At 72.6% G+C, this 10,600-nt stretch carries 9 protein-coding genes and 1 pseudogene; 4 read left to right on the forward strand and 6 right to left on the reverse strand.

Annotated features, from left to right (window positions below):
• The 6 genes from EOINJALH_RS09970 to EOINJALH_RS09995 form a co-directional block, all read right to left on the reverse strand.
• Window positions 1-383, reverse strand: a 383-nt coding sequence (locus EOINJALH_RS09970) for a LysM peptidoglycan-binding domain-containing protein (protein WP_144289958.1), incomplete at its 3' end; no start/stop codon positions are given.
• Between the two features lie 289 nt (window positions 384-672).
• On the reverse strand, window positions 673-1,353 hold the full coding sequence (locus tag EOINJALH_RS09975; protein ID WP_088280208.1) for an HAD-IA family hydrolase: 681 nt from the start codon (window positions 1,351-1,353) through the stop codon (window positions 673-675).
• On the reverse strand, window positions 1,350-2,648 hold the full coding sequence (locus tag EOINJALH_RS09980; RefSeq protein ID WP_088280209.1) for a Tm-1-like ATP-binding domain-containing protein: 1,299 nt from the start codon (window positions 2,646-2,648) through the stop codon (window positions 1,350-1,352). The genes EOINJALH_RS09975 and EOINJALH_RS09980 overlap by 4 nt, the downstream gene beginning before the upstream one ends.
• Window positions 2,645-4,012, reverse strand: a complete 1,368-nt coding sequence (locus EOINJALH_RS09985) for an aminotransferase class III-fold pyridoxal phosphate-dependent enzyme (protein WP_404872750.1) — start codon at window positions 4,010-4,012, stop codon at window positions 2,645-2,647. Before EOINJALH_RS09985 ends, EOINJALH_RS09980 begins: the two co-directional genes overlap by 4 nt.
• 71 nt (window positions 4,013-4,083) lie before the next feature.
• A complete protein-coding gene (locus EOINJALH_RS09990) occupies window positions 4,084-5,532 on the reverse strand; it encodes an NAD-dependent succinate-semialdehyde dehydrogenase (RefSeq protein WP_088280211.1) in 1,449 nt (482 codons plus the stop codon).
• Window positions 5,529-6,254, reverse strand: coding sequence for a type 1 glutamine amidotransferase (locus EOINJALH_RS09995; RefSeq protein ID WP_144289959.1), 726 nt, complete (start codon window positions 6,252-6,254; stop codon window positions 5,529-5,531). The genes EOINJALH_RS09990 and EOINJALH_RS09995 overlap by 4 nt, the downstream gene beginning before the upstream one ends.
• Window positions 6,255-6,401: 147 nt before the next feature.
• Between EOINJALH_RS09995 and EOINJALH_RS10000 the strand changes: the two genes are divergently transcribed.
• The 4 genes and pseudogenes from EOINJALH_RS10000 to EOINJALH_RS32660 all read left to right on the forward strand — a co-directional run.
• The gene (locus EOINJALH_RS10000) at window positions 6,402-7,499 is read left to right on the forward strand and encodes a M14 family metallopeptidase (protein ID WP_234413763.1); all 1,098 of its coding nucleotides are present in this window, start codon (window positions 6,402-6,404) and stop codon (window positions 7,497-7,499) included.
• Window positions 7,500-7,672: 173 nt separating this feature from the next.
• Window positions 7,673-8,644, forward strand: coding sequence for an exopolyphosphatase (locus tag EOINJALH_RS10005; protein WP_088280214.1), 972 nt, complete (start codon window positions 7,673-7,675; stop codon window positions 8,642-8,644).
• 95 nt (window positions 8,645-8,739) lie between these two features.
• The gene (locus EOINJALH_RS10010) at window positions 8,740-10,212 is read left to right on the forward strand and encodes an amidase (RefSeq protein ID WP_088280215.1); all 1,473 of its coding nucleotides are present in this window, start codon (window positions 8,740-8,742) and stop codon (window positions 10,210-10,212) included.
• A 100-nt stretch (window positions 10,213-10,312) separates the two neighbouring features.
• Window positions 10,313-10,600: pseudogene (locus tag EOINJALH_RS32660) on the forward strand (ABC transporter substrate-binding protein); the annotation flags it as partial.

A 10,600-nucleotide genomic window follows, 5' to 3' on the forward strand; every position in this document is an offset into this window, starting at 1 on the left:
GGTGCCGGTGCGGCGGCTGCGGCGGTGTGGCCCGCATGGCCGGCATGGCCGGTGACGACGCGCAGGTACTGCGTGCCGCTGGGCGAGGTGACCAGTTCCATCTGCGTGCCGGCCGCGATGAGGTTCGGATTGGCCAGGCCGCTGAGCTTGGGGTGGTACAGGCGGCGCCACTTGCTGGGGTCGCCGGTGAACCGGGTGGCAATGCCCGAGAAGGTGTCGCCAGGCTGCACGTCGACGACGGTCGGCGCGGCCGGGGTCTGGGCCGTGGCGCCGAACGCGACCAGGGCCAGTGCCGCGGCGGAGTTGCGCAGCCAGACCAGGGCGCCGGCGCCATGCGGCGCGGAGCGGCCCTGGGCGTGTACTTCTTGGAACATCTTTTGCATGGTCGGAGGTTTCCGTTGAAGGGCCCTGCCACGGCAAGGCGAAACGATTGTGCGACGCGGACCGTCGAGGTCGCCCGTACTTTCGTGTAGGGGATGCCCCCTGTTCAGGGGGTGGGAAAGGTAATCATAGCCACGTTGGCGGGCTCGATGAACCCCACGGCATCCTGGCAGCGGCCGGAGCCAGGCGCATAGCGCCAGCTCAAAGGCCCGTCGCCACAACCGACCCGCGTGGCGAAATTGTCACTCGATGTATCGGGGCGGCCGGGGCCAGCGATGGTGCGCGCGGCGGTCAGGCGGCCAGCGGCGGCCCGGCAAGGTCGGGGTCGGGCAGCCCCAGCAGCCGACGCGCCTGGCGACAGGCCTCGGCCGGTCGGGTGACATCGAAGGCCACGCAGCACAGGCCCACCGCCACGGCGCCGGCGATGTTGCGCGGCTGGTCGTCGACGAACACGGCATCGGTCGCCGCCAGGCCGAGCTGCTCGAGGCAGAGCGTGTAGGCGCGCGGGTCGGGCTTGAGCACGCCGGTGTAGGTGGCGTCGACGATGAGCTCCACCTCGCGCAGCAGGGCCATGCGCTCGCGCAGCGCTCGGCCGTAGAACAGGTCGAGTTCGTTGGACAGGATGGCCAGTCGGATGCCTGCGGCCCGCGCCTCGCGCATCAGCGCGGCGGTTTCGGGCCGCAGCACGGCGTCGGGCTCGGCGCCACGGGCGCGTTGCACCAGGGTTTCCATGCGGTCCCAGTCTTCGCCCACCAGGCGGCCGACCTCGCGGGTGCGCTGCAGCCAGTAGTCGCGCTCGGTGAGCTCTCCGGCCTGCATGGCGCGCCACAGCGCGTCGCCGGCGGGATCGAAGGGCCCGCGCCACTGCAGCGTGCCCGCCGGCAGGCCGAGCGCGCGCTCGGTGTCGGCGTGGGTCTCGAACAGTGTGCGGCTGATGACGCCGCCGAAGTCGAGGATCAGCGCCTGCGTCATGGGCGCCCGTCCCCCGCGCGGACCGCGGACCGTGGCGGGGCCCCGGGTCCTCGATCGCGCCCCAGGCGCACCAGGCCCTGCGCCACCCAGCCGTCGAAGACTTCGAGCGCGGCGTCGCAGAAGGCGGCGTCGTTGATGTGCGCGTCGAGCTCGACGCAGCGGGTGGCCGGCGCCACCGCCGCGCGCATCGCGTCGACGAACGTGGCCAGGCCCTCGGGGTCGTGCATCGGTTCGCCGGGCCGGTCCCACTGCTCGATGCCGCGCAGCGGCAGCAGCAGGCAGGTGGGGCCGGTGGCCCGGGCCAGGCGCGCACCGATCTCGGCGGCGATGGCCCGGCGCAGCGGCGCGGCGGAGGTGGCCGAGGCGATCAGCCGGTTGTGCACGTGCACGGCACGCCCCTGCAGCGACGCCGGCACCGGCTGCCAGGCCGGGAAGTCGACCATGTCCACCGCACCGGGCGCCACCAGTTGCGGCGTGCCGGCGCGGCCGGCGCCGGTGAGCCGGTCGGCCCCGGCGGTGACGACCGAGCCACCCAGGTGGTTGGCCAGTTCCTGCAGGCTGAAGTCCATCACCGCCGCGAAACGGCCGGCCGCGGCCAGCGACTCGAAGGCGCGACCGCCCATGCCGGTGGTGTGGAACACCGCCACCTCGCAGCCGCGCGCCTCGAGCGCGGGCTTGAGCCGCACCATGTAGGCCAGGCAGCTCTGCCCCAGCGACGTGATGCCCACCAGCGGCCGGTCGAGCCGGGGCGGCAGCGCCGCGGCGGCGGCGCCGACCACCGCGCCGCAGCCCTGCGCCAGCGCCGAGCGGCACAGGCTGTTCAAGCCGTACAGGCCGCCGGCCCACAACACCATGATCAGGTCGGGCGTGATGCGCTCGGGCGGGATCAGGTGCGAGTAGGCGACGGTCGACACCACCACCTTCGGCACGCCCAGCGGCAGCGCCGCTGCCACGTCGAAGGCCAGGTCGGTGCCCATCGTGCCGCCCAGCGCCAGCAGGCCCTGCACGCGGCCCTCGGCCTGCAGCCGCGCCGCGATCGTGGCGGCGCCGGCGGCCATGGCCGTCATGGCCTGGTGCTCGTCGCCGCAGGCCGCCAGCGCCGGCAGCGCGTGGCCGGCGGCGGCGGCCACCGCGTGGTTGGCGATGTCCACCGGCACGTGCCCGGCGGCCAGCACGCCCACGTCCATCAGCAGCACGCCGGCGCCTTGCGCCTGCAGCCGCTCGCGCATGAAGGCGAGCTCGTCGCTCTTGGTGTCGGCGGTGCCGACCAGCAGGATGGTCGGGCCGGCGCTCATCGCGGGGCGGCCGCCTCGGCCACCTCGGCGAACGCCGCCTCGAGCGCGTCGCACAGGAAGTCGAGCTCGGCGGCGCTGATGACCAGCGGCGGCGAGAGGATCAGGTTGGGCCCCGACACCCGCACCATCAGCCCGCGCCGGTAGGCCGCCCGCGCCACCCGCGCCGGGATGTCGCTGGTCTTGGGCAGCGGCGTGCGCCTGGCCTGGTCGGCCACCATCTCGATGCCCAGCATCAGGCCGTGGCCGCGCACGTCGCCGACGAAATCGTGCCGCTGCACCAGCCCGCGCAGGCGCTGCTGGAAGGGGACGCTGACGCGGGCGACATGGCCCGGGATGTCCTGTGCCACCAGGAGCTTCAGCGTGGCGATGGCCGCGGCCGCCGCCACCGGGTGCGCGCTGTAGGTGTAGCCGTGGGTGATCTGGCCGGCGGCGGTGTCGTCGCGCAGGAAGACGTCGGCCACCTTGTCGCCGATGGCCGTGGCGCCCAGCGGCACATAGCCCGAGCTGATGCCCTTGGCCAGGCACCACAGGTCGGCCTTCACGTCCCACAGCCGCGTGCCGAACATCGCGCCCGTGCGGCCGAAGCCGGTGACCACCTCGTCGGCGATCAGCAGCACGCCGTGGCGGTCGCAGACCTCGCGCACCAGCGGCCAGAAGTTGGCCGGCGGCACGATCACGCCGCCGGCGCCCTGGATGGGCTCGGCGATGAAGGCGGCCACGGTGTCGGGGCCCTGGAAGACGATCTCGCGCTCGAGCTGCGCGGCCACCAGGCGGCCCAGCTCGGCCTCGTCCTGCGGTTCATCCCCAGTGACATAGGCATTGCGATACAGCCAGGGGCTGTCGATGTGGAAGCAGCCCGGCAGCAGCGGCTCGTAGGGCCGGCGGAAGTTGGTGTTGCCGTTGACGCTCATGCCGCCGAAGTGCACGCCGTGGTAGCCCTGCCTCATCGCGATGAACTTGCTGCGGTCTTTCTCGCCGCGCAGCTTGTGGTACTGCCGCGCCAGCTTGAGCGCGCCTTCCACCGCGTCGGAGCCGCCGTTGCTGAACATCACCGCGGCCACGCCGTCGGGCCGCATCAGCTCGACCAGCGCGGCGGACAGCTCGATGGCTCGCGGGTGCGTGGTGCCGCGGAAGGTGTTGAAGAAGGGCAGCTCGTCGAGCTGCGCGACGATGGCGTCGCGCACCGGCTGGCAGCTGTGGCCGAGGTTGCTGCTCCACAGGCCCGCCACGCCGTCGAGCATCTTGTGGCCGTGCACGTCCCACACCCAGCAGCCCTGGCCGCGGGCGATGATGTCGGGCTTGCTGGCCTGCATCGCCTTGGGGTGGGCCATCGGGTGCCACAGGAACTGGGCGTTGTCGCGCAGGAGCGCGTCGGTGTCGTGGGTCATCGGGGGCTCGTCGGTGGGGTTCTGGGGCGATGGGTGCGGTGCGATGGTCAAGCCGATCGGCCCACCACCACCAGCTTCACATCGGTGTAGGCGAGCAGGCCTTCGCTGCCCTGCTCGGAGCCGATGCCGCTGTGCTTCCAGCCGCCGAACGGCGCCTCGGGCTGCGACACGCCGTAGTGGTTGATGCCCACCATGCCGGCCTCGATCTCGTCGGCCAGGCGGTGGCTGGTGTCGAGGTCGCGGGTGAAGGCGTAGGCGCCCAGGCCGTAGGGCAGGGCGTTGGCGCGGTCGATGGCCTCGTCCAGCATGTCGAAGGGGTCGATCAGCGCGATCGGGCCGAAGGGCTCCTGCTGCATGACACGCGAAGTTGGCGGCGCTCCTTCGATCACCGTCGGCTCGAAGAACCAGCCCGGCCGCGCCGCGCGGGCGCCGCCGCACAGGATGCGCGCGCCCTGGTCGCGCGCGTCGGCGACGAAGGCGACCATGTCGTCGAGCCGGCGCGCGTGGGTGAGCGGACCCATCTGCGTGGCCGGGTCGAGGCCCGGGCCCAGGCGCAGCGCGCGGGCGGCCTCGGCGAAGCGCATGGCGAAGTCGGCGCAATGGCGTCGGTGCACGATGAAGCGGATCGGCGACGCGCACACCTGGCCGGCGTTGCGGAACTTGGCCGGCACCGACAGCTTCAGCACCGCCGCGGGGTCGGCGTCCTCGCAGACGATCACCGGCGCATGGCCGCCCAGTTCGGACGTGAAGCGCTTCACCCGCGCCGCGCACAACGCGCCCAGGCGCTGGCCCACCGCCACCGAGCCGGTGAGCGAGGCCTTGCGGATGGCGTCGTGGGCGATCAGCGTCTCGCTGACCAGCGGCGGGTCGCCGCAGACCAGGTTCAATGCCTCGGGTGGCACGCCCGCATCCAGAAAGGCCTGCACGATGAGCAGGCAGGTGCCCGGCGTTTCCTCGGCCGGCTTGATGACCACGCTGCAGCCGGCGGCCAGCGCGCTGCCGAGCTTGCGCGAGGGCAGGTTGGCCGGGAAGTTCCACGGCGTGAAGGCGGCCACCGGGCCGATGGGGTGGCGCGTCACGGTCTGCGACACGATGCCCTCGACGCGTGGCGGGATGGTGCGGCCGTACAGCCGACGTGCCTCTTCGGCCTGGAAGTCGATGATGTCGGCCGACAGCAGCACCTCGCGCGTGGCCTCGGCGCCGGGCTTGCCTTGCTCGAGCGTCAGCACGGTGGCGATCTGCGCCACGCGGTCGCGCATCAGCTGCGCGGCGCGGCGCAGCGTGTCGCAGCGCTGCAGCGCCGACCGGCGGCGCCAGATGGCGAAGCCGCGTGCGGCCGATTCGGCGGCGGCGTGCAACTCGGCCACGCCGGCCAGCGGCAGGTGGCCGAGCACGCTCTCGTCGGCCGGGTTGACCACCGGCCGCGTGCCGCCGCTGGCCTCGGTGAGCCAGTGGCCGGCGACGTGCAGCGCCAGGCGGGGGTAGGCAGGGGTCATCGGGGCGGTGGGTCCTGGGTGTCGACGAAGCGTGCGATCCACTGCCACACGAGGGGCGCGTCCACCGGGCGGGCCAGTTGCGCGCGCCCACGCGCCAGGTCGGCGGCCGGCAGGTGCGGGGCCATCTCGTCGAGCACGTCGTCCATCACGGCGCGGCTGAACTCGGGGTGGTACTGCGTGGTGAAGACGTGCGTGCCGATGGCGCAGGCCCCCACCGGGCAGAACGCATCGCCGCCCAGCACCACGGCCTGCGGTGCCGGCTCGAGCACCTGGTCGACATGGGCGGCGTAGAGCGACAGGTCGGCCTGCGGCGGCTGCATCCAGGGCTGCGGCTGCTGCAGTTGCAGCGGCGCCGTGCCGAAGCGCCCGCCGCCGAGTGACGGGCCGACGCGCCCGCCCAGCGCCTTGGCGATGACCTGGTGCCCGAAGCACAGGCCGACCATCGCGCGGCGCTGCGCATGGCGCTCGCGCACCAACGCCTCGAGCCGGCCGATCCAGGGCCGGTCGTCGTTCACCGACGCCGGGCTGCCGGTGATCACCCAGGCGTCGTGTCCGGCGACGTCGTCGGGCCACTGGCCGTCGCTGACGCGGTAGGTGTCGAAGTGCCAGTCGGGCCGCAAGGGCGACAGCGCGGCCGCCACCTTGGCCCCGTCGTCGGGATGCCGCGCGGCAAAGGCCACGAGCCCTTCGAACGGGGAGAGGATCGCGAGGCGTCGGCGCATGGCCAACGGATGCTAGGCAGCGGCGCGCCGGGGCGCTATCGGTTTTCGGCAATTCGGTGGCCGGGATTGACCCCAACGCCCGGGTGCGGCGCCACGGCCGATACTCGGCCAGGCCCGTCCACGCCACCGCCGTCGCCCGGCCGCCCCGTGCCCTTCGATCCGATCGCCGACGCCTTCAGCCCCGACCACGCGAGCGCACGCCAGCGCTGGCTGGCGCTGGTGGCCGCGCGCGGGCTGGCGGTGGAATCGCACCCGCACCCGCTGCGCGGCCCCGCCGGCGAGGTGCTGGCGGTGGACGTGGTGCGCGACGGCCCCGCCGATGCCGCCAAGGTGCTGCTCACCACCAGCGGCGTGCATGGCGTCGAGGGCCATGCCGGCTGCGGCATCCAGGCCGGTCTGCTGGCCCTGGGCGCGTCGCTGCGCGAGGCCGCCGATGCCGACACCGCCATCGTCCACGTGCATGCCGTCAACCCGCACGGCTTTGCCTTCACCCGGCGGGTGACGCACGAGAACGTCGACCTGAACCGCAACTTCGTCGATTTCGGCCAGCCGCTGCCCGAGCACCCGGACTACGCGGCGATCGAGTCGCTGCTGCTGCCGCCCACCTGGCCGCCCACGCCCGACAACGAGGCCGCGCTGGCCGCGCGGCTGGACGCGATGGGGCCGCGCCGTGCGCAGATGGCCGTCACCCGGGGCCAGCACACGCGCCCGATGGGCCTGTACTACGGCGGCCGCGAGCCCACCTGGAGCCACCGCGTGTTCCGCGAGGTGCTGCGCCGGCACGCCGGCACCTGCCGCCGGCTGGCCTGGATCGACCTGCACACCGGGCTGGGCCCGGCGGGCGTGGGCGAGCGCATTTTCGCCAGCCACGACGCCGGCGCGGCGCTGGCCCGCGCCCGCCGCTGGTGGGGCGAGGGCGTCACCTCGGTGCACACCGGCACCTCGACCAGCATCCCGATGACCGGGCCGATCCAGCAGGCGGTGGACGGCGAATGCCCGCAGGCCGAGTACACCGGCATCTGCCTCGAGTTCGGCACCGTGCCGCTGCCGCAGATGATGGCCGCGCTGCGCGCCGACCACTGGCTGCATGCGCACCCCGAGGCCGACGCCGCGCTGGCGCGGCAGATCCGCCGCGACCTGCGCGACGCCTTCTACACCGACACCGACGCCTGGAAGCGCCAGGTGTGGGCGCAAGGCCTCGACGCCACCCGGCAGGCGCTGCACGGCCTGCGCCAGCCGGGCTGATCGCACCGGGCTGAGCACGCCGGGCGGCGAGCCGACGCCAGCCCTCGGGCCGGCGTCTCGAAATCGGCCTCAACCCTGGCCCCCGGCGTGCCGATAACCCATCGAGGCACGCTTGGCCACCCCCGTCGGCGTGCACGGCCCACGACCCTTTCTTGCCCAGGAAGCCCACGCCCATGAACGCACTCGCCAAGCCCTACCGACTCCTCACCCGCAGCGACATGGACGGCCTGGTCTGTGCCGTTTTGCTCAAGGAAATGGGCATGCTGGGCGACATCGTCTTCCACCATCCCAAGGACGTGCAGGACGGCAAGGTGGCGGTCACCGACCGCGACATCATCACCAACCTGCCCTATGTGCCGGGCTGTGGCATGTGCTTCGACCACCACGCCAGCGAGGCCCAGCGCAACCAGGGCGTGGCCTCGCCCAACTACATCCTGCAGCCCGACGCCAAGTCGGCCGCCCGCGTGGTGTACGACCACTTCGGCGGCAAGGCGCGCTTCCCGCGCGTCAGCGACGCGATGATGGACGCGGTGGACAAGGCCGACTCGGCCGGCTTCAGCCGCGACGACGTGCTGCAGCCGCAGGGCTGGGAACTGCTGTCCTTCCTGATGGACGCGCGCACCGGCCTTGGCCGCTTCCGCGATTTCCGCGTCTCGAACTACCAGCTGATGATGATGCTCATCGACTGCTGCCGCGACATGCCCATCGCCGACATCCTGGCGCTGCCCGACGTGAAGGAGCGCGTGGAACTGTTCTTCGCGCAGCACGAGCTGTTCCGCGCGCAGATCCGCCGCGTGGCGCAGGTGCACGGCAACCTGGTGGTGCTCGACCTGCGGGCCGAGGAGACCATCTACGCCGGCAACCGCTTCGTCGTGTACGCCATGTTCCCGCAGTGCGACATCTCGATGCACGTGATGTGGGGCCGCGAGAAGCTGAACACCGTGTACACCGTGGGCAAGAGCATCTTCGACCGCGGCAATGCGGTGGACGTGGGCACGCTGATGCTGGAACACGGCGGCGGCGGTCACCACGCGGCCGGCACCTGCCAGGGCCCCAACGAGACGGCCGAGGCGATGAAGCAGGTGCTGATCGGCGAGATCCTGCAGCGCTCGCGCGCTGCGCCGGCCGGGGCCGTGGCGGCCTGACGCGCACCGATCCGGGCCCGGGGGCAATCCCCGGGCCGGGGATTGCCGAATCCGGTTAACGCCCGGCAAAGTCGGCTGGGCACACTGCGAGGCTGATGTCCACGTCCGCCGACGCCCTGACCGATCTCGATGCCCACGCGCTGTCGCGGGCCATCCACGCCCGGCAGGTGTCCTGCCGCGAGGTGATGCAGGCCTACCTGGCGCGCATCCACCGGCTCAACCCGCACTTCAACGCCATCGTCAACCTGCGGCCCGACGACGAGCTGCTGGGCCAGGCCGACGCCTGCGACGCCGAACTGGCGCAGGGCCGCTCGCGCGGCTGGATGCACGGCATGCCGCAGGCCATCAAGGACACCGGCAACGCCGTCGGCCTGCCCACCACCTTCGGCAGCCCGCTGCTGAAAGACGCGCTTCCGCGCGACGACAGCATCTTCGTCGCGCGCATGAAGGCCGCCGGCTGCATCGTCATCGGCAAGACCAACATGCCCGAGTTCGGGCTGGGCTCGCACACCTACAACCGGCTGTTCGGCAGCACCGGCAATGCCTGGGATCCGTCGGTCAGCGCCGGTGGCTCCAGCGGCGGCGCGGCGGTGTGCCTGGCGCAGCGCCTGCTGCCGGTGGCCGATGGCTCCGACTTCATGGGCTCGCTGCGCAACCCGGCGTGCTGGAACCATGTCTACGGCCTGCGGCCCAGCCAGGGCCGCGTGCCGGCCTGGCCCAGGCCTGAGTTGTTCGTGAGCCAGTTGGGCACCGACGGCCCGATGGCGCGCACGGTGCGCGACCTCGCCCGGCTGCTGTCCATCCAGGCCGGGTACGACCCCCGGGCCCCGCTGTCCATCGCGCAGGGCCCGCAGGAATTCATCCCCGGGCCCGACGCCAGCCTGCGCGGCGTGCGCATCGCCTGGCTCGGCGACCTGGGCGGGCGCCTGGCCGTCGAGCCCGGCATCCTGCCGGTGTGCGAGGCCGCGCTGCAGACCATGGCGTCGGCCGGTGCCGAGGTCGAACCGCTGGCGCTGGGCTTCGACGCCGAACGCGTGTGGCAGGCCTGGCTGCTGTGGCGCCGCGCGCTGGTGGCGCCGTCGGTGGGTGCGGTGATGGGCGCGCCCGGTGCGCGCGAGCAGATCAAGCCCGAGGCCTTGTGGGAATTCGACCAGGCACAAAGCCTGTCCATCGCCGACTTCATGGCCGCGGCGCAGACCCGCACCGCCTTCCACCAGCACCTGCTCGGCCTGTTCGAGCGCTTCGACGTGCTGGCCCTGCCCGTGGCGCAGGTGTGGCCCTTCCCGATGGCCACCACCTGGCCGCGCGAGGTGGCCGGCCGCCCGATGGACACCTACCACCGCTGGATGGAGGCCACCATCTACGCCACCTTCGCCGGGCTGCCCGCCATCAGCGTGCCTGCCGGCTTCGACCCTGCCGGCCGCTGGCCCATGGGTGTTCAGTTGATCGGCCGCCCGCAGGGCGACGCGGCCCTGCTGCAGGTGGCCGCGGCCCACGAGTTGCTGGTGCCCGAACTGCTGGCGCGCCGCCCGCCGGAGCCCGCCGGCGCGGCCGGGTGTTTGCCCTGATCGGGCCCCTTGTGGCATGCCACCACAATGGCGCATCGGGTGGTGTGCTGTCGTGGCACACCGATTGCAGGTCTCTTCAGTGCATTGTCGAAAGGTCCCCATGAAGGTTCATCGCAGATCGCTCGTGTCGCTGGCGCTGTTGGCTGGTGCGGCGTTGTTCCACACCGGTGCCATGGCCCAGGCCAACGTGCTGCGCATCGTGCCGCACTCCAACCTCGCGGTGCTCGACCCCATCTGGACCACCGCCTACATGAGCCGCAATCACGGCTACATGATCTACGACACGCTGTTCGGCACCGACGAGAACGCCAAGATCAAGCCGCAGATGGTCGAGAGCTGGACCGAAAGCGCCGACCATCGCCTGTGGACCTTCAAGCTGCGCAAGGGC

Source organism: Ideonella sp. A 288 (assembly GCF_002198735.1).
Lineage (GTDB): Bacteria > Pseudomonadota > Gammaproteobacteria > Burkholderiales > Burkholderiaceae_C > Pseudaquabacterium.

Excerpts from the sequence above, each read along its gene's own strand:
- EOINJALH_RS09975 (WP_088280208.1), bottom strand. The coding sequence starts at position 1,353 with ATGACGCAGGCGCTGATCCTCGACTTCGGCGGCGTCATCAGCCGCACA.
- EOINJALH_RS09980 (WP_088280209.1), bottom strand. The coding sequence starts at position 2,648 with ATGAGCGCCGGCCCGACCATCCTGCTGGTCGGCACCGCCGACACCAAG.
- EOINJALH_RS09990 (WP_088280211.1), bottom strand. The coding sequence starts at position 5,532 with ATGACCCCTGCCTACCCCCGCCTGGCGCTGCACGTCGCCGGCCACTGG.
- EOINJALH_RS09995 (WP_144289959.1), bottom strand. The coding sequence starts at position 6,254 with ATGCGCCGACGCCTCGCGATCCTCTCCCCGTTCGAAGGGCTCGTGGCC.
- EOINJALH_RS10005 (WP_088280214.1), top strand. The coding sequence starts at position 7,673 with ATGAACGCACTCGCCAAGCCCTACCGACTCCTCACCCGCAGCGACATG.
- EOINJALH_RS10010 (WP_088280215.1), top strand. The coding sequence starts at position 8,740 with ATGTCCACGTCCGCCGACGCCCTGACCGATCTCGATGCCCACGCGCTG.